The organism is Carnimonas nigrificans ATCC BAA-78 (genome assembly GCF_000526695.1).
GTDB lineage: Bacteria > Pseudomonadota > Gammaproteobacteria > Pseudomonadales > Halomonadaceae > Carnimonas > Carnimonas nigrificans.
This window is the reverse complement of the sequence record NZ_JAGO01000010.1, coordinates 385871-405709: the sequence shown is the minus strand read 5'-3', so window position 1 is coordinate 405709 and position 19839 is coordinate 385871. Positions and strand designations below refer to the sequence as shown.

15 protein-coding genes are annotated in these 19839 nt (G+C 54.3%); 12 read left to right on the top strand and 3 right to left on the bottom strand.

Annotated features, from left to right (window positions below; translation table 11 throughout):
• Positions 1–14 precede the first annotated feature (14 nt).
• Positions 15–971 (top strand): D-ribose ABC transporter substrate-binding protein, encoded by a 957-nt coding sequence (locus L881_RS0103055; RefSeq protein ID WP_211238878.1) that lies wholly within the window; start codon positions 15–17, stop codon positions 969–971.
• Positions 972–1131: 160 nt separating this feature from the next.
• On the opposite strand, the gene L881_RS0103050 is transcribed toward L881_RS0103055, so the two are convergent.
• Positions 1132–1914 carry a DeoR/GlpR family DNA-binding transcription regulator gene (locus L881_RS0103050; protein ID WP_025732247.1) on the bottom strand — a complete coding sequence of 261 codons (783 nt, stop codon included), beginning with the start codon at positions 1912–1914 and terminating at the stop codon, positions 1132–1134.
• Between the two features lie 179 nt (positions 1915–2093).
• Here L881_RS0103050 and L881_RS0103045 point away from each other — a divergent pair, with 179 nt between their 5' ends.
• From L881_RS0103045 to mctP, 6 genes are all read left to right on the top strand, one after another.
• On the top strand, positions 2094–3644 hold the full coding sequence (locus tag L881_RS0103045) for an FGGY-family carbohydrate kinase (RefSeq protein ID WP_025732246.1): 1551 nt from the start codon (positions 2094–2096) through the stop codon (positions 3642–3644).
• Positions 3641–5428: a glycerol-3-phosphate dehydrogenase/oxidase gene (locus tag L881_RS0103040; RefSeq protein ID WP_025732245.1), complete on the top strand. Its 1788-nt coding sequence runs from the start codon at positions 3641–3643 to the stop codon at positions 5426–5428. Before L881_RS0103045 ends, L881_RS0103040 begins: the two co-directional genes overlap by 4 nt.
• 50 nt (positions 5429–5478) lie before the next feature.
• Complete coding sequence (locus tag L881_RS0103035; RefSeq protein WP_025732243.1) at positions 5479–6444, top strand: beta/alpha barrel domain-containing protein; 966 nt, start codon at positions 5479–5481, stop codon at positions 6442–6444.
• A gap of 19 nt (positions 6445–6463) precedes the next feature.
• On the top strand, positions 6464–7249 hold the full coding sequence (locus L881_RS0103030) for an acetoin reductase (protein WP_025732242.1): 786 nt from the start codon (positions 6464–6466) through the stop codon (positions 7247–7249).
• Positions 7250–7470: 221 nt separating this feature from the next.
• Complete coding sequence (locus L881_RS0103025) at positions 7471–7653, top strand: DUF3311 domain-containing protein (protein WP_342664092.1); 183 nt, start codon at positions 7471–7473, stop codon at positions 7651–7653.
• Positions 7653–9131 carry a monocarboxylate uptake permease MctP gene (gene mctP / locus L881_RS12740; protein ID WP_034578259.1) on the top strand — a complete coding sequence of 493 codons (1479 nt, stop codon included), beginning with the start codon at positions 7653–7655 and terminating at the stop codon, positions 9129–9131. The genes L881_RS0103025 and mctP overlap by 1 nt, the downstream gene beginning before the upstream one ends.
• 410 nt (positions 9132–9541) lie before the next feature.
• Here the strand turns inward: mctP and fdxA are convergent, their stop codons facing one another.
• On the bottom strand, positions 9542–9865 hold the full coding sequence (gene fdxA, locus L881_RS0103015) for a ferredoxin FdxA (RefSeq protein ID WP_025732240.1): 324 nt from the start codon (positions 9863–9865) through the stop codon (positions 9542–9544).
• 280 nt (positions 9866–10145) lie between these two features.
• A complete protein-coding gene (gene mutS, locus L881_RS0103000) occupies positions 10146–12713 on the bottom strand; it encodes a DNA mismatch repair protein MutS (RefSeq protein ID WP_034578486.1) in 2568 nt (855 codons plus the stop codon).
• 277 nt (positions 12714–12990) lie between these two features.
• Here mutS and L881_RS0102995 point away from each other — a divergent pair, with 277 nt between their 5' ends.
• The 5 genes from L881_RS0102995 to L881_RS0102975 all read left to right on the top strand — a co-directional run bounded on the left by L881_RS0102995 (position 12991) and on the right by L881_RS0102975 (position 19731).
• Complete coding sequence (locus L881_RS0102995; protein ID WP_025732238.1) at positions 12991–13488, top strand: CinA family protein; 498 nt, start codon at positions 12991–12993, stop codon at positions 13486–13488.
• 201 nt (positions 13489–13689) lie between these two features.
• The gene (gene recA / locus L881_RS0102990) at positions 13690–14763 is read left to right on the top strand and encodes a recombinase RecA (RefSeq protein ID WP_025732237.1); all 1074 of its coding nucleotides are present in this window, start codon (positions 13690–13692) and stop codon (positions 14761–14763) included.
• A 278-nt stretch (positions 14764–15041) separates the two neighbouring features.
• Positions 15042–15515 (top strand): regulatory protein RecX, encoded by a 474-nt coding sequence (locus L881_RS0102985; protein WP_025732236.1) that lies wholly within the window; start codon positions 15042–15044, stop codon positions 15513–15515.
• Positions 15516–15831: 316 nt separating this feature from the next.
• Positions 15832–18438 (top strand): alanine--tRNA ligase, encoded by a 2607-nt coding sequence (gene alaS, locus L881_RS0102980; protein WP_025732235.1) that lies wholly within the window; start codon positions 15832–15834, stop codon positions 18436–18438.
• A gap of 42 nt (positions 18439–18480) precedes the next feature.
• Positions 18481–19731 (top strand): aspartate kinase, encoded by a 1251-nt coding sequence (locus L881_RS0102975; protein WP_025732234.1) that lies wholly within the window; start codon positions 18481–18483, stop codon positions 19729–19731.
• Positions 19732–19839 lie beyond the last annotated feature (108 nt).

Below are 19839 nucleotides of genomic sequence, written 5' to 3'. Positions count from 1 at the left end.
GGAGGATGTTCATCATGGGAAATATCTTTAAACGTGCGCTGGCTGTGGGGTTTGCTGCTACAGCGCTGATAGCAGGCAGTGCAATGGCTGCTCAAGATAAGGGAACCATGGCCGTTATTGTCAATGATCCCGCCAACCCCTATTGGTATGCAGAAGGACAGATTGCCAAGAAGGCCGCTCAAGAGCTGGGCTACAAGGTTGATCTTACTTCACACAAGGGGGATACCAACTCTGAGAGCCAGCAGATAGATACTGCCATTACCAATAAAGTAAAAGCGATCATTCTTGATCCAGCTAATGTCAATGGCTCCATCGGTGCTGTACGCAAGGCGGTAGCGGCTAATATTCCGGTATTTATCGTCAATGCCGAGATCAACCAGCAAGGTTTGGCTAAAGCACAGCTGGTTTCCAATAATGCCCAGGGTGCAGCACTCGGTGCTCAATACTGGGTAGAGAAAATGGGGGAGAAAGGTAGCTATATTGAGCTCAAGGGGCCACCGTCTGATAACAATGCGGCTACCCGTTCGAATGGTTATCAGACCGTACTCAGCCAGTATCCGGATATGAAACTGGTAGCTTCTGACATCGCCAGCTGGGATCGCACCCAAGGTTATAACAAGACCCAAAGCATGCTTCAGGCCCATCCTGATATTCAGGGGGTGCTAAGCGGCAATGACGACATGGCCATGGGTGCTATTGCAGCGCTGAAGCAGGCGGGCAAGCTCAAGAATATTGTGGTCGGCTCATTCGATGGCTCTCCTGATGCAGTCAAGGCGATCAAGAACGGTGAGTTACCTTATACCGTGCTGCAACCAGTTGCCAGGTTTACCAAGGACGCTGTCACCATGGCTGACAAGTATGTCACTACTGGCGAGACAGGCGTTGAAGGTGAAAAGCATCTCTATGATTGCTCTCTGATTACCCCGGAAAACGTCAAGAACTATGTTGGCCCGTTTGAAATGAAAGAATAATTTTAATCATTCAGTAAAACCGTAAGGAAAATGCAAACCGCTGTGGAATAGAGACCACGGCGGTTTTGTCTTGAATCACTCGTTCAAGAGAGTGGGGGCATGCCTTGGAGGTGATTAAAAAGTGGTGGCAATCACTGCTTCCGTGGTGTCTTCTTTCGTATTACTCCACCTGTCTGAAGTTTACCCCCGCCTCCTCAAGCAATCGCTGATGCTCTGGCGATAATCCGTGATCAATCAATACCAGATCGAAGTCGGTGAGACTGGCGAGCCGATGTAGAGCTGTCTTGCCAAATTTTCCACTATGAACCAGCAAGACGGTACGCCTGGCCGCATTGAGCATGGCTCTTTTTATCTGGGTCACCGCCGGGTCCTGTACATAGGCTTCGATACCATCCACAGCAGAGGCAGACAGAATCGCGATATCAACCTTCAGGTTTTGGATCGTTTGTTCGCATAGCAAACCAAAGGAGGCATTGAACTTGGGATAATATTCGCCTCCCAGGGTAATCAAGCGAATACCTGGCAGTGTCTTCAGCTGCTCGATACTGCTAAGCCCATTGGTAATAACCGTGAGTGGTTCGAGGTCTGCCAATAGCGGTGCAAGAAAGGAGGCTGTTGTTGAGTCATCCAGCAGAACGGATTCGCCGGAATGCACTTCCTGTGCGCCTACTGCCGCCAGTCGCTTTTTTTCCTCTACCGCAAGTAACGACCGGAATTCAAAATTGCTCTCAAAAACATTGGAAGAGTGGATGCTCACGCTTCCATGGTGCTTCACGACCATCCCTTGTAGTGACAGCGTGGTTAGATCCCGGTGGACCGTCATCAGGCTGACATCGAACCTGTGGGCAAGATCATCAAGGGAAGATGATCCTACCTCTATTAAATGAGTGAGTATCTCCTGCTGACGTTCGGCAGCACTGTTTGCTTTCGACGCTTTTTTCATATTAAAACACCTTGGTGTTATATTTTTTCATCGCTTTTTTTAAGTAACCAGATGATATTAATGTAAAAAATAGCTTTGTTGCTAAGTGTCCTTCGAAGGTCTAGTAGGAATTTATATCACTATAACGTTAAAACGTTTCCAACACGATAGCGGGTATTCGCAATGGGTTGGAGGCTACGATGTCAGGACGTTATTTGCTTGGACTGGATGGCGGATCAAGTTCTACCAAGGCGGTCATATTCGATATGAAAGGAGAGGTCATCGGTGTTGGACGTAGCGCATCACCGATCTCCTTTCCCCAGCCAAACTGGGTTGAGCGTGATATGGCACAGGCTTGGCAAGGCAGTGCCCATGCAATCCGGGAAGCATTGGAAAATGCGCGCTTAAGCGGGGCCGACATCGCAGCCATAGGCGTTACTGCTCACGGTGATGGGCTTTATGTCGCCGATACCAAAGGGGAGCCTCTCGGTCCTGGAATTACCTCCATGGACGAACGTGCTCGTTCAGTCGTGGCTCGCTGGCAGGATATGAACCTGACGCAGGCAGCACTGGATGAAGTTGGTCAAATGCCCGTACCGTATGCGCCTGTGACGCTTTTGGCCTGGATGAAGGATAACCAGCCAGAGCGTTATGCACGAATTGGCCATGTTCTTTCATGCAAGGATTGGCTGCGGTTCAAGTTGACGGGGAAAATTGCGGCTGACTTCACCGAATCAAGTACGGGCTTCACCAACGTCAATACGCAAACCTATAGCGACAATGCGCTTGCCTTGTTCGGCATCAGTGAAGTTGAAAAAGCGCTTCCTGAAGTGCTTATGCCGGACCAGATTGCAGGCTATGTGAGTGCTGAAGCTGCCCGTGAGACTCACCTGCTGGAAGGAACTCCCGTTGCGACGGGGCTGCATGACGTAACCGCAAGTGCAGTAGGGCTGGGTAATGCTGAGGCGGGGAAAATGACCATTACCACTGGCACCTTCAGCATCAATGAGGTCTTCTCGGATGAGCCTCGCCCTGACCTGCGCTGGGCGACACGTAATGGCATACGGCCAGGGCAATGGCTAAACATGGCGATCTCTCCTGCTTCCTCCAGCAATCTTGAATGGTTCTACCGTCAGTGGCGGCATGGGGATGAAGGCAGCGCCACTTCCTTCCTGGCGGATATGGACGATGAGCTGGAAGAGGCATTTGCCTCTCCTTCACAACTGATTTATCACCCCTTTCTCTACGGCTCCCCATACAAGGAACCCGCCAGCGGCGCCTTGCTGGGATTAAGAGGATGGCATGGCCGAGGGCATGTTCTCAGGGCCATTCTTGAGGGAGTTGTCTTTAATCATCGTATTCATGTTGATGGCCTGGGATCGGCCTTTAATTTCAATCGCGCCTCGATTACAGGCGGTGGCAGCTATTCGCCGCGTCTTGCTCAATTGTTTGCGGACTCTCTGAATCTGACCATTGAAACCTCATGTATCAGAGAGGCGGCCGCATGGGGAGCAGCCATGTGTGCAGGTGTTGCCGTGGGAGCATTTGACGCTTTGGAGTCTGCGGTTGGAGAGGGAGGGAATCACATCGCCTATTCCCCCATACCTGCAAATATAGAAAGGTGCCAAAAGAGCTTCGAGCATTACAACGAACTGATCGAACGCTTGAAGCCTAGCTGGCCAACGCTTTATGGCGAATCCCCGGATGAGGTCTCTGCTGTATCTGTTAAACAGAAGGAGACAGCGCGATGACCCAGAATACCTGCAACAACGCGCCATACCCTGATCGTCAGGCGGCGCTGGATCGGATCAGAACAACTCCAGAAGTCGATGTACTGATTATTGGTGCTGGTATCAATGGGGTAGGGCTATTTCGTGATCTTGCTTTGCAGGGCGTGAATGTTTTGATTATCGATAAGCGTGATTTCATGACCGGTGCCAGCGCTGGGCCTTCACGCCTGATTCATGGGGGGCTCAAATATCTGGAAACCGGTGAGTTCGATCTGGTCAAGCATTCGACGATTGAGCGCAATCTGCTATTACGCAATGCCCCTCATTTTGTTCATCCATTGCCCTCGTCGATTCCCACCACGAACTGGTGTGCTGGCATTGTGCCCTCCATCAAACGATTCCTGCGTATGGATGCCAAAATCAAGGAACGCGGTATTCTTATTACTGAGCTAGGGCTTTATGTATATGACTTTTTTGGTCGCCACTATCGCAGTATGCCGCGCCATTCGATGCTGCTGGGCAATAAGCTTCGTCAAGCGATGCCAAGTATCCGTCATGATGTGAAGGGGCTGCATACCTACTATGACGCAGCCATTACACAGGCGGAGCGTCTCGGCTATGAGCTGATTGAAGAGGCGTGCCGAACCCATGATGGTGCTGCTGCGCTTAATTATATAGCGCTTGAAGGTATTGATAATGACGTTATCCGATTAAAGGATAAAAAAACGGGTGAGTTCGAAGTAAAACCTAAAATCGTTATCAATGCTGGCGGTGCATGGATTGACCAGATCAACGCCATACTAGGCAAGCAGACTGAGCATATCGGTGGTAACAAGGGGGGCCACCTGATTATTGATTCGCCACAACTGCTGCAGGAACTCAATGGTCGTATGGTCTACTTTGGGGCCGAAGATGGTCGCTTGTTACTTCTCTACCCCTTTATGGGGCATGTGCTTGCTGGCACTACCGACATACCGATCAAGAACCCTGATGATGCCGTGTGTGAAGAGGATGAATGTGAATATGTCATTGATGCTCTTCGTGATCTGTTCCCTGGTATTTCTCTCCAAAGGGAGCAGATCATTTACCACTACAGCGGCGTGCGTCCATTGCCCAATTCTGATGCCAAGGACCCGGGGCAGGTCAGCCGTGACCATTCGGTAGAAGAAGATGCTATTGGGCCGTGGAATGTACTCTCTCTGGTTGGGGGGAAATGGACGACTTTTCGTGGTTTTTCAGAAGAAGTAACGGACCAGGTATTGCGTCAACTTGCTAAGGCGCGAGAAGTGGTTACCAAGGAGTTACCCATTGGTGGTGGAAAAGATTATCCAACCAGTGCCGCTGAAAAAGAACGGTGGATAGAGCGCGTTGCCACGGCTTCATGCAGAAGCAATAGCCAGCGAGCACTTGCCTTGCTGGATCGTTATGGCACAACGGGCGAAGCCATCGCCCGATACTGTGCTGAGTGTGCTGGTGGTAATGAAACATTATCTTCCCTGCCTTCTTACACTCGGGGTGAGTTTTACTACGTGTGCCAATTCGAGCGGGTTGAGCATCTCTCTGATGTGCTTTTTCGCCGCTTGCCGATTGCGCTTTCAGGATCGCTCAGCAGCGAGGTCATCGTAGAGGTTGCGGCGTTATGTGCTGACATCCTGGGCTGGGATGAGGCACGCCAGCAGCTGGAAATCGCCAGCAGCAGGGAGGAAGCAATCCGTCAACATGGTGTACGACTCTCCCCTGAAGTGGCGTCAGGCTTACTGAGCACGAATAGTCCTGCGCCTGAGAACTCTCCCTCATACGAATAGTTTGATTATCTCATTAATAGTGAATTTAAAGATTTAAGGAGACCATATTAATGAAACGTTTTGAGCAAAAACTGGAGTGTATGAAAAAGGGGAGTTTCAGTCCGGAGGATTTTATTCTTGCGGATGCCAAGGATGCTGATATGGCAGCCGGCTTATCCGGAGTAGGGCGTGTACGAGGAGCCAATACCCGACTCCGCAATCTTGGTGAGTTTGATGATGAGATTAAGCGAGTCATTGAACAGGATATTGTCGATATCATGCTGACTTCCGTATCGACAATGGAGCGCTTGAACAAGAGAGGCGCGCTTGCCGACAGTGCGATTCAGCCAGCAGTCAGGCTAAATGATACTACAGATGTCTGGCGCATCAGGCATGCGGATTTTAATCGGCAGAGTGCCACTCCATTCCGCACTGCCAATCTGTTTGACCTGCCCGTCAACCTTGGGCTCTATTCGGTTACCTTTAGCGGTATTGCGGAAGAAGATGTCTTTGCACTGGACTGTTTTCGTGAATTTCGTGCCGAAGCTGCAGAAGCAGGCGTCCGTTATTTTCTGGAAATATTTAATCCATCGTACTCTCCCATTGCTCCCAGGGATTTTGGTGATTTCAATAACGATATGCTGACGCGTGCATTAGCCGGCATCACTGAAAAGGACCGCCCTGCGTTTCTGAAACTGGCCTACAACGGGGCGGACTCATTGGCCGAGTTAGCTGCTTTTGACCCTACTCTGGTGGTGGGCATCATGGGGGGTGGTAGTGGCACGACGCGTGACTGTCTGGAACTACTTTCTCAGGCCCAGCACGCGGGTGCTCGTGCGGCACTCTTCGGACGCAAGATTCTAGATGCCGAAGATCCACTATCAATGATTGCCATGATGCGCGCGGTAACCAATCGAACGCTTACTCCCGAGCAAGCCGTTACTGAATATCACCAGCGTTTGGATGCACAGCAGGTCTCCCCCCAACGTTCAATTATCCAGGATCAGCAAGTAACTGAACCGACACTATTGGTATAAATGAAGAGGAGATTTTCTTATGACCAAAGTAGCCATCGTCACAGGTGCAGGCCAAGGCATTGGACACGCGATTGCATTGCGGCTTGCAAGAGATGGGTTTGATATTGGTGTGCTGGGCAAGTCGCAGAATATTCAGAATATCGTTAAACAGATAGAAGAGCTTGGGCAGCGTAGCGTGGCAGTACAGGTAGATGTATCAGATCGCGAGGCAGTATTTGCCGCTGTAGATAAGGTGGTTGAGCAGCTGGGCAGTCTGGAGGTGATGATCAATAATGCGGGCATTGGATTCGTTACACCCATAGAAGAAGTGACGCCTGAAATATATCGCCGGGTATACGACGTTAATGTTGGTGGCACCTATTGGGGCATTCAGGCGGCGGTGAAACACTTCAAAAAACGTAAACCCGCTCATAAGGGCGATATTATCGGTAAGATTATCAATGCCTCCTCCCAGTCGGGGCATCTCGGTAATGCTGATGAAGCCGTTTACAGCGCTACCAAGTTTGCTATCCGTGGCATTACCCAGGTGGCCGCCAAGGATCTGGCACCGCTGGGGATTACGGTTAATGCTTTCAGTCCCGGGATTGTGCGTACTCAGATGATGGAAAGTATTGCTCAAGCACTGGCCGATGAGCACGATCAACCTCTTGAGTGGGGAATGGAGCAGTATGCCAAGCTGATTACCCTGGGACGTATCTCTGAACCGGAGGATGTAGCCAATGGTGTTTCCTTCCTGGCCGGGAAGGACTCTAATTACATGACGGGGCAGGCGCTGCTGATTGATGGTGGGATGGTATTTAATTGAGAAATGACTGATTTTAGGATCATGATTGTTGCTTCATCATCTTTTTTATATAAATATTCATGATTTATTTGTATGTAAAACAAGATGATGGAGAGCAATTTAATATCCCTCTCCCTACCAAAGTCTCATCCATTTTTTATTGACCACTGCAACAGGAATAGCGGATCTTGTGCCTCCATAAAAAAATGCTGCCGTATGCAGCTTGATGTTGGAAATATGACATGATGCGCCTTCTGCTTCTTCTCCCATTCGTAGGCTTGCTATGGTTGCCCTTTTACAACCATGTTCAGCCGGCCTGGTTGGGTATCCCGTTCTTCTACTGGTATCAGTTTGCCACCATCCCTATTACCTCCTTGATTCTATGGGTGCTCTACAAACGTGAATATCAGTCGGAGGACGAGTAATGCCTACCCAGATCAATTGGATAGCCCTCTCGGTATTCATCTTCTTCTTTGCCCTGGTGACCATCATGGGGTTCATGGCCTCACGCTGGCAATCAGGCTCCTCCATGGAACATCTGGATGAGTGGGGGCTTGGTGGCCGCAAGTTTGGCACATGGATTACCTGGTTCCTGGTAGGAGGCGACTTCTATACCGCCTATACCGTGATCGCCGTGCCCGCCCTTGTCTACGCGGTAGGTGCCTATGGCTTCTTCGCGCTGCCCTATACCGTGCTGGTGTATCCGATTGTTTTCGTCATCATGCCCAAACTATGGAAAGAAGCGCGCGACAATGGGCATGTCACCGCAGCCGATATTGTGCTGGGGCGCTATGGTTCGCGCTGGCTTGAACTGGCTGTGGCAATTACCGGTGTTGTGGCTGTCATGCCCTATATTGCCTTGCAGTTGGTCGGCATGAAGGTGAGTATTCAGGCGCTGGGGCTTGGCGGTGAAGTACCTATTGCGGCGGCCTTCCTGATTCTGGCGCTCTATACCTATGCTGCCGGCCTTCGTGCTCCCGCACTGATCGCTTTCGTCAAGGACATCATGATCTATGTGGTGGTGCTTGTTGCCATCATCCTGATTCCCATGCAGTTGGGTGGCTACGGCGCTGTTCTTGATTCGGCACGCGAAGCCTATGATGCGAAGGGCGGCGCAACGGGGCTTATACTGCATCCTCAGCAATATCTGCCTTATGCCACTCTGGCGCTGGGGTCAGCCATGGCGGCATTCATGTACCCTCACACCCTGACGGGGATTTTCGCCGCTAAAAGTGCTAATACCATTCGCAAGAATGCTGTTTTCCTGCCAGCTTATACCGTGCTGCTGGGATTGATTGCCATGCTGGGTTATATGGCCTACGCCGCGAATGTGCATGTAGATTCACCCAACGATATCGTGCCGGCTCTATTCAACACGCTGTTCCCCAGCTGGTTTGCAGGCTTTGCTTTTGCAGCTCTGGCGATTGGTGCTCTGGTACCAGCAGCAGTGCTCTCGATTGGTGCGGCGAACCTGTTTTCTCGCAACTTCTGGAAAGCCTATGTGAATCCACAGGTGACTCCCGCCAATGAAGCGAAGGTTGCCAAGATCACCTCTCTTGGCGTCAAGGTGGGGGCGCTGGCATGTATCATTTTCCTCCCTACCCAGTATGCGCTGGATCTACAGCTCTTGGGCGGTCTCTGGATTGTCCAGACCTTCCCGGCGGTTGTGTTTGGGCTGTTCTTCAAGTGGTTCCGTGCCCCTGCCTTGTTGATTGGCTGGGCAGTAGGTATCTCGTTGGGAACATGGCTCGCGTTCAGTGATGGTATCAAACCGGTGCATACCTTGATGATTGGCGGAGACGCATACTCCATGTACACAGGGTTGATTGCGCTGGCGGCCAATATCCTGGCAGCGGTCGTGATCCAGCTGCTGCGGGGTAAGCGTGACGCGCTACCTGCTTAAAGGCAGGCAGTAATATCCTATACGATGAGATAAGGCACAGGGCTTCATTACTCAGCAAAATCGAGTAGTGAAGCCCTTGTTTTTAGTGTGAATAGTAATTAAACGCGGGGGATATGAAAGATGGGTGACTGTCAGAATAAAGTGGGATGGTGGGAGTGAAATCGCATGACTTAAGCGGTTTGTATTCATCGCATGTTTGGCTATCTGAATCGGTAGCTAATTATAAGATGAGCTTTATTGTTCAGTCGCTTATTTGTATCTAACTTGCTATTACGCACTATGTTCGATGGCGTAATCTGGCTGACTCCAGAAGCAAGAAAAATACTTTTTCTTTCAGCCCCAGCAACAGGTTGATTTCACCACGAGCTTTTCTCCCCGCAAGTGATACCAACCTGCTTTCCTGAAATGCCTTACTTTTCGAGGTACTGGAACTTGCCTTCCTTGCCATCCCACGCTTCGGCGTCGGGCAGCGGGTCCTTCTGCTCGCTGATGTTGGGCCACTCTTCGGCCAGATCAGCATTCAGCTCGATAAAATGCTCTTGATCGGCGGGCAGTTCGTCTTCCGAGAAGATGGCTTTGGCGGGGCATTCTGGCTCACAGAGGGCGCAGTCGATGCACTCGTCGGGGTGAATCACCAGGAAGTTGGGGCCTTCATAGAAGCAGTCGACCGGACATACAGAAACGCAGTCGGTGTACTTGCAGCGAATGCAGTTCTCGGTAACAACAAATGCCATGGAATTTCTCCGAAGTCGTAACGGTCTGGACGCAGTTTTCGCCCGTGTGGTCACGAGTCTTGGGGCAGGCAACACTGAAGAGTGGGAGGATAACGATGAACTCTTCAAGGTAGCCTGAATGCAGGCGCGCCTCTTTGGGGAGCATATTCTAGGATGCTGGGGCAGCTACGTCGAGGCTGTACCGTGCGTTTTCGCAATATGCGGCCCCTTCCCGTATCGTGCTGGAAGGGGCCTGACCGCGATTCATCTGTTCTGGCTGAAGCGCGTTAATGTGGCGGCGCTATAGCTTGTCGCGCAAGCGGTAAAGCTGTTCCAGGGCCTGACGTGGCGTTAGTCCGTCAATATCCAGCGCTTGCAGTGCGTCCACGACAGGATGAGGCGTGCTGGCGAATAAATCGTTTTGCTGCGGCGTGGAGCGAGGCGGCTCCGGTATGGTGGGGCGCTCGCCACTGCTGTTCTTCTCCAGGGCGCTGAGCTGTTCGCGTGCGCGCTCAATAACGGTACGCGGTACGCCTGCCAGTCTGGCGACCTGAATGCCGTAGCTCTGACTGGCGGGGCCTTGCTCTACGTGATGCATGAAGACGATATCGTCGCCATGCTCGGCAGCGGTCAGGTGCAGGTTGATAATGGCCTGATGCTGCTCTGCCAGCGTGGTCAGCTCGAAGTAGTGGGTGGCAAAAAGCGTAAAGGCTTGCAGGCGCGCCAGCTCCTCGGCGGCTGCCCAGGCCAGCGATAGCCCGTCAAAGGTACTGGTGCCGCGCCCGATCTCATCCATGAGAACCAGACTTTGAGCGGTGGCGTTGTGCAGAATATTGGCGGTTTCGGTCATCTCGACCATAAAGGTAGAGCGTCCGCCCGCCAGATCATCGCTTGAGCCGATGCGGGTAAAAATGCGATCAATCGGGCCGATTTCGACGCGCTTTGCAGGTACGAAACTGCCGGTGTAGCTGAGGAGCGCAATCAGTGCATTCTGGCGCATATAGGTCGATTTACCGCCCATGTTAGGGCCGGTAATCACGCACATGCGCTGGGTGTCATCAAAGAGCAGATCATTGGGCACAAAGGGCGTTGTGCTGACATGCTCAACCACCGGATGGCGTCCTTGCTCGACCTCCAGGCCCGGTGCGTCGCGCAGTATGGGGCGCGTGAAGTCGAGGGCGTCGGCCCGCTCGGCAAATGCCGTGAGCACGTCGAGGGTTGCCAGCGCGCTCGCCGTGGCTGACAGCGCACTGAGATGCTCGTTGAGCAGATCGAGCAGCTGTTCATAGAGCAGCTTTTCGCGTGCCAGCGCACGCGACTTGGCCGACAGCGCTTTATCCTCAAATTCCTTGAGTTCAGGAATGATGAATCGCTCTGCATTTTTCAGCGTTTGACGACGAATATAGTCGGCAGGCGCCTGGGTAGCCTGCGTACGCGGAATTTCAATGAAGTAGCCGTGCACGCGGTTATAGCCAACCTTCAGGTTTGGCAGGCCGGTGCGCGCTTTTTCGCGCTTCTCGATGGAGAGCAGAAAATCGCCCGCGTGCTCGCTGAGTCCGCGCAGTTCATCAAGCTCGGCGTCGTAGCCTTCACGAATCACGCCTCCTTCACGGATCACCGCTGGAGGTGTGTCGATGACCGCCGCCAGTAGCTCAGCGGCCAGCTCAGGGTAGGGCACGCTGTGTTCGCGCAGTTGATCCAGCACGCTGCCGGTAGGGAAGCGGGCCAGTTGCTCGGCCAGCGCCGGCAGCTCGGCCAGTGCATCCCGCAGCCGCGCCAGATCTCGTGGGCGCGCACTGCGCAGCGCCACACGCCCTAGAATGCGCTCAACGTCGCCAATCCGTTTCAGCGGTGGCTGCAAGCTATCAACCGCACCTTGCTCCAGCAGCATGGCGACGGCTGCCTGACGCTGCTCGACCTGCTGACGATCACGCAGCGGACGATTGAGCCAGCGTCTGAGCAGACGCCCTCCCATCGCCGTCGCTGTGGTATCCAGCACGGAGGCCAGCGTATTGTCGCCGCTGCCATTCAAGTTGAGGTCGATTTCAAGGTTGCGGCGGCTGGCGGCGTCAATGACGACGGCATCATCACGCTGTTCGACTTCCAGCCTGGAAACATGGGGCAGGGCGCCGCGCTGAGTGTCGCGCGCGTAGTCAAGCAGCGCTCCTGCTGCGCATAGCCCGTGATCGAGATGGTCGGCACCAAAGCCCTTGAGATCCTGTACCTGCAACTGATCGCACAGGAGTCGCAGCGCACTGTCGTAGTCGAAGAGCCAGTCGCTCTGGCGGCGTAGCCCGCTGCGCTGTGCCAATCCTTCCGGCAGGGTTAAAGCGTCCGGCACCAGCAGTTCAGCGGGGCTAAGGCGCTGTAGCTCGGCCATCAGCTCAACATCCCCCACTACTTCCAATGCTCCAAAGCGACCGCTGGCGACTTCCAGCCAGGCAATTCCCCAACTGCGCTGCTCGCTTGGTTCCCCAGCAGCAAGAGGAGCTGCGCTCAGTGCAACCAGCAGGTTGTCGCGATTGGCGTCGAGCAAGGCTTCATCGTGGAGTGTGCCGGGCGTTACGATACGCACCACACGACGCTCTACCGGCCCTTTGCTGGTAGCGGGATCACCAATCTGCTCGCAGATGGCGACTGACTCACCGAGTCTAACCAGCCTCGCCAGATAGGATTCGGCGCTGTGGTAAGGGATGCCCGCCATGGGAATGGGGGCGCCATTAGAGGAGCCGCGTGCCGTGAGCGTAATGTCCAGCAGCTGCGCGGCGCGTTTGGCATCGTCGAAGAACAGCTCGTAGAAATCGCCCATTCGATAGAACAGCAGCACGTCACGATGCTCGTGCTTGATCTTCAGGTATTGGGCAATCATGGGGGTGTGTTTTGATTGAGCTGAGCTGTCGCTGGCTGACACGGTGCGCTTCCACTCCTGAGGGTAGGGCTGACGGGATAATGGGGCGAAGAATATCACGCGGTCATATGCGGCTCACAGGGGGCTGTCATGTTTCTTGAGCGAGACGATGCTGGCTAATTCTTCATCTCCTTCAGGCTGGCAGCTTGCTGATTCTCTCTCGTGGCGAGAAGATGCGGGATTCGAATTAGATCATTGTGCGCTGCTGGCAGCGCCACCATTCAATTGAAGGTACGTCATGGCCGAAATACCCTATCGCTCCCGCGCCATTCAACTGGCGTCGCGCCTCGGTGAGTTGGCTACCGCGGCAGGCACTTTTGTGACGACGGCTGAATCCTGTACCGGCGGCGGCGTGGCGACCGCGATCACCTCGGTGAGCGGTAGTTCGCGCTGGTTTGGCTGCGGTTTCATTACCTATTCAAATGAAGCCAAACAGCGTCAGCTGGGCGTAAAGAGCGCGACCCTCAACGAGGTAGGCGCGGTCAGCGCGGAGGTAGTCAGCCAGATGGTGGCTGGCGCTTGCCAGGCCAGTGGCGCATCACTTGCGGTGGCGATCAGCGGTATCGCAGGCCCGGGAGGAGGGAGCCGTCGCAAGCCCGTAGGGACGGTGTTTATTGCATGGGGCAACCAGGTGCAGCAACACGCTGAGTGTTATCATTTCAGCGGTGATCGTGAGGCTGTGCGCGCTCAGGCAGTAGACGCAGCCCTTGAAGGATTGATTGCACAGCTGACCTGAACGTTGCAACGGTAGCGCTTGGGCAATAGGCACTGTACAATGCTGTATATAAAACCATGTGTAGTGCTGTGTTCACTCGTTGCTGCACATGGTTTCCGGTGATTCCACAAGATTGCGCCAAGGCTTTGGGGCAGCAGTGCTCACCCATAATGCCAAATAGTTTATTCGGCTCTTTTCGATTATCAGACGCGGACACTTTTCATGGCTCAGGACGAAAACCGTACCAAGGCACTCAACGCGGCGCTTTCTCAAATCGAGAAGCAATTCGGCAAGGGCGCTGTCATGCGCATGGGCGAAGCGCCACGCGTGGCTATTCCTTCTGTCTCCAGTGGATCGCTGGGGCTTGATATCGCGCTGGGTATTGGCGGCTTGCCTTACGGTCGTATCGTGGAAATCTACGGCCCGGAATCTTCCGGTAAAACCACCATCACGCTCTCGGTGATTGCACAGGCTCAGAAGCAGGGCAAAACCTGTGCCTTTATCGATGCCGAGCACGCGCTCGATCCCAGCTATGCCGAAAAACTGGGGGTCAATCTTGATGACCTGCTGATGTCCCAGCCTGATACCGGCGAGCAGGCGCTTGAGATCTGCGACATGCTGGTGCGCTCTGGCGGTGTCGATGTGATCGTGGTTGACTCGGTTGCCGCGCTGACGCCGCGTGCCGAAATCGAAGGCGAAATGGGCGACTCCCATGTGGGCTTGCAGGCGCGTCTGATGTCGCAGGCGCTGCGCAAGATTACCGGCCATATCAAAAGCGCCAATTGCATGGTGATGTTCGTCAACCAGATCCGCATGAAGATCGGCGTGATGTTCGGTAGCCCCGAAACCACTACCGGCGGTAATGCGCTGAAGTTCTACTCCAGTGTGCGTCTTGATATTCGCCGCATCGGTTCGGTGAAGCAGGGCGATGAAGTGGTCGGTAACGAAACCCGCGTGAAGGTCGTCAAGAACAAGGTGGCGCCGCCGTTCCGTCAAACCGAATTCCAGATCCTGTATGGTCGCGGTATCTATCATGCTGGTGAGGTAGTAGACCTTGGGGTGCAGTGCAACCTGGTGGACAAGGCCGGTGCCTGGTACAGCTACAAGGGCCAGAAAATCGGGCAGGGCAAGGCCAATGCCGCCCAGTTCCTGTCGGAAAATCCCGCGATAATGGAAGAGATCGAATCCCAGATTCGCGCCCAGTTGCTTCAGACACCAGTGGTCGAGGAAAAAGAGAAGGAAACGGGTGAAGCTGGCGCAGGTGCAAGCGCCGACGATCAGGATGATCTGCTGTAATCGCACGGCATATGTTTGCTGAGTGATTGAACGATCGCCCTTGCGGCTCCCCAGGGAACCTCAAGGGCGTTTTTGTCGGATACGGTTTTGCGAGGCAGGCGCTTGCGTAGCTTGTCCAATCAACCAGGTTTGCCCATCAGGAGCTTTCAACAGCCTGGGCTAGCCGGTGAAAGCTGCTTTGTGTCGCTATTCAGACCGATGAAAAAGCGCTCTTCACTCTCCGCTGTTCTCCACCCGCCGTGTTCTCAATATCTACTGTCCAACAACGCGAACTTGCCATGTTTTCAGGTAAACATTCCGCCGCCGCTGGCGACCTTCCTTCCGCTTATGACCATGCGGTCATGCTGCTGGCGCGGCGTGAGCATTCAGTCGCCGAGCTTCATTCTAAAATGGAGCGTAATGGTTATACCCGTCAGGATATTGCCGAAGCCATTGAGCAGTTACAGCAGGCGGGATTGCAGTCTGACGAGCGTTTCTGTGAAGTGTTTGTGCGCTCGCGCATCGGACGCGGGCAGGGGCCGCTCAAGATCGAGGCGGAGCTGCGCCAGCGCGGCGTATCATCGACGTTGATCGCGGTGACGCTGGAAGCCGCCGAGGTTGATTGGAGGACGATGGCAAGAGATGTGCTGGAACGCAAGTACAGCTCCCCGGCCGGCGATGCGCGCGAACGTGCCAAGCGGTTGCGTTTTCTGGCATCACGCGGTTTCAACGCTGAGCAAAGTTACGCGGCGCTGGCGGCAGACGATCAGTAATCGTTGCCGGCTTCTCCGTCTAAGCGGCATCGCGTATTCAAAGGATCCCCTATGGGCCTGCTTCACTCCCGTCTAACAAGCATCTGTAGCAGGGATGAATGAGATCCAATTAAGTCAATCGGGTGCTCTCCTCTTTATACCGCCACGTCAAGCGGTATACTATCGTCTTTTTCCATCATTACCGTGTCGATCAGCGATCACGCCAAAGTGCTGGTAATCACCAGCGCTTGTTTCCCGCATCATCCTGTCAATGTACCGGTTGATCCGGCTTCCTGCGGGCACGGTAACGGTAATTCGAATCAACCACGGAATGACGATGAAAAGCGCAGAAATACGCGAAGCGTTTCAAACCTTCTTCGAGCGCAATGGGCATACGCGCGTCCCGTCCAGCTCTCTGATTCCCAATAACGACCCGACCTTGCTGTTCGTTAACGCGGGGATGGTGCCGTTCAAGGACGTTTTTGTAGGCCGCGAACATCGTCCCTATTCCCGTGCGACATCGGTGCAGCGCTGCGTGCGTGCCGGCGGTAAACACAACGACCTCGACAATGTCGGGTATACCGCGCGCCACCACACCTTTTTCGAGATGCTGGGCAACTTCAGCTTTGGGGATTACTTCAAGCGTGAAGCCATCAATCACGCCTGGACTTTTCTGACCCAGGAGTTGGGGCTGCCGAAAGATAAACTGTGGGTCACGGTGCATCACACTGATGATGAAGCCGCTGCGATCTGGATTGATGAAATCGGTGTTCCTGCCGAACGTGTAGCACGCCTGGGCGAAGATAATTTCTGGCAGATGGGCGATACCGGCCCCTGTGGTCCCAGCTCGGAAATCTTTTACGACCATGGCCCCGATGTGGCCGGTGGCCCTCCGGGCACACCCGAAGAAGATGGCGACCGCTACATCGAGATCTGGAACCTGGTCTTCATGCAGTTCGAGCGCGATGCCAGCGGCGAGCTGCACCCACTGCCCAACCCCTCCATTGATACCGGTATGGGGCTTGAACGCATCTCGGCAGTCCTGCAAGGCGTTCACTCCAACTACGATATCGACCTGTTCCAGAAGCTCCTTCAGGCTGCGGCCGAGCTTACCGGCCAGCAGGATATCAACCAGCCGTCGCTGCGTGTTATCGCCGACCATATCCGCTCCTGCTCGTTTTTGATCAGCGACGGTGTTCTGCCCAGCAATGAAGGCCGCGGCTATGTGCTGCGCCGCATTATCCGTCGAGCAGTGCGTCATGGTCACAAGCTGGGCGTGCGTGAACCCTTCTTCTTCAAACTGGTGGCTGCGCTCGACGAAGAGATGGGCAATGCCTACCCCGATCTGCACGAGGCGCGGGCACAAATCGAAAAAGTGCTGTTGAAGGAAGAAGAGCAGTTCGCTCGCACGCTGGACAACGGCATGCGTATGCTCGATAGCGCTATTTCCGCGCTGGAAGGCAATACGCTGGATGGCGAAACGATTTTCAAGCTGTATGACACCTACGGTTTCCCCTACGACCTGACCGCTGATATCGCTCGCGAGCGTGGCATTGAACTCGATGAAAGCGGTTTTCAGCGTGAGCTTAATGCCCAGCGTGAACGTGCGCGTGCGGCCAGCCAGTTTGATGCCAAGCAGGTGGCAGCACTCTCCCTTGATGGTCAGACCGAATTTACCGGCTATGACAATCTTAAGGATGAGGGCAAGGTTGTCGCGCTGCTTAACGATCAAAATGAGCCGATTGAACTGCTGGCTGCCGGTCAGCACGCCGTGGTAGTGCTTGATCGCACTCCTTTCTATGCGGAAGCTGGTGGTCAGGTGGGAGATCACGGCTATATCAGCACCGCGCAAGGACGTTTCAAGGTAACCGATACCCAGAAGCAGAATGGACACTATCTGCATCAGGGGATCATGGAAGAAGGCTCGCTGAGCATAAGTGAAGCGGTCAGCGCGGAAGTGGATGACAGCCGCCGCCAGCTCACCATGGCGAACCACTCCGCCACTCACCTGCTGCATGAAGCGCTGCGCCGCGTACTCGGCGATCACGTACAGCAGAAAGGTTCACTGGTTAACGATGAACGCCTGCGCTTCGATTTCGCGCACTTCGAGCCGATTACCCGAGAGCAGCTCGACGAGATTGAACGCATCGTCAACGCGGAGATTCGTCACAATACGCCGGTTACTACCCGCCTGATGACGCTTGATGAAGCCAAGGCACTCGGCGCGCGTGCGCTGTTTGAAGCCAAGTATGGCGAGAAGGTGCGCGTGCTCACCATGGGGACTGATGACTTCTCCATTGAGCTGTGCGGCGGTACGCACGTTGTACGTACCGGTGATATCGGTGTGTGCCATATCATCGCTGAAAGCGGTGTAGCATCAGGAGTGCGTCGTCTTGAAGCGATTACCGGTCAGGTGGCGCTCGATCACTTCCAGCGCACCGGCACTACCCTTGAGCGTGCCGCGGCCGAGATCAAGAGTCGCCCCGATCAGTTCGAACAGCGTCTGGCAGGGCTGGTCGCATCGCATCAGCAGCTTGAGCAGCAGGTAGCGCAGCTCAAGTCGCAGCTAGCCAGTCGCCAGAGCGGTGATCTGGTGCAGGAGGCTCAGGCACTGGGCGGTACGCAGCTTTTGGTCAAGCGGCTCGAAGGCGTTTCCAGCAAGGATCTGCGCGGTATGCTCGATCAGCTCAAGCAAAAGCTGGGATCTGGCATTGTTGTGCTGGCCACGGTTGAGAACGACACCAAGGTGGGCTTGATTGCCGGTGTTACCAGCGATTTGACCGCTAAAGTGAAGGCTGGTGAGCTGGTCAATGCAGTAGCGGCTCAGGTCGGTGGCAAGGGGGGCGGTCGGCCCGATATGGCGCAGGCCGGTGGCTCCGAGCCGCAGCATCTCGACGCTGCGCTGGCGAGCGTGTCTGGATGGGTTGGCGAGCGGTTGGGCTAGGCCCGCCCATCGTTACCCGCAACGGCGGAAGAATAGGACATCATGGCGTTATACGTACAAAAATTTGGCGGCACCTCGGTGGGTTCGATTGAGCGCATCCAGGCAGTCGCCGACAAGGTCAGGAAATTCCGTGAGCAGGGGCATCAGATTGTTGTAGTGGCCTCGGCAATGAGCGGCGAAACCAATCGCTTGATCGGGCTGGCGGAGCAAATCGGTGAAGAACCCGATGTCCGCGAGCTGGACATGCTGATTTCCACTGGCGAACAGGTCACGGTATCGCTGCTCGCGATGGCGCTGAAGGCGCGCGGCATTCCCGCCATCTCTCATACGGGGGCGCAGGCGGGTATCTGTACCGATACGGCGTTTTCACGCGCTCGCATTCAGACCATTGATACCGAACTGATGCAGCAGGAGCTTGATGCGGGCCAGGTTGTGGTGGTCGCCGGTTTTCAGGGTGTCGATGAAAACGGCAACATCACCACCCTGGGGCGCGGCGGCTCCGATACCACGGCTGTTGCGCTGGCAGCAGCGTTAAAGGCCGATGAGTGCCAGATTTACACGGATGTTGACGGCGTCTATACCACCGATCCTCGCGTGTGCAGCAAGGCGCAGCGCCTTGAAACCATTACGCTGGAAGAGATGCTGGAACTGGCAAGTCTGGGTTCCAAGGTGCTGCAGATTCGTTCTGTCGAATTTGCCGGAAAATATAACGTCCCGTTGCGGGTGCTCTCGTCCTTCGAGGATGGCCCCGGTACCTTGATTGTTGCGGAGGAATACGAATTGCCACAGCATATGGAAGAAGCCCTGATCTCGGGCATTGCGTTCAATACCAACGAAGCCAAGCTGACCATACTGGACACCCCGGATGTGCCCGGCGTGGCCTCCAAGATTCTTGGGCCTATTGCGGATGCCAATATCGAAGTTGATATGATCATCCAGAATGCTTCTGCCAGCGGCGAACGCACCGACTTCACCTTCACCGTGACGAAGGGCGATTACAAGAAAGCGCAGCGCATTCTTGAAGAGCAGGTGGTTTCCGAGCTTGGTGGAGAAGTAAAGGGTGATCCGGATATCGCCAAGGTGTCGCTGGTTGGTGTAGGCATGCGCTCCCACTCCGGTATTGCCAGCAAGATGTTCCAGACGCTGTCGAAAGAGGGTATTAACATCCGCCTGGTATCGACCTCAGAGATCAAGATTTCGGTGGTGATCGACGAGAAGTTTGTCGAACTGGCGGTACGTTCCCTGCACACTGCATTCGGGCTTGATCGTACTGATATCAGCGAAGAAGAATAAAAGATCGTTCACTTTCTCGCGCAGCAGGGCCTGACTGAAGATATTTCAGCTATGGTTATTCATTAATGGTCGGGCTTATCGAGCAGAATGTCGGTGAGCCCGCTCAAT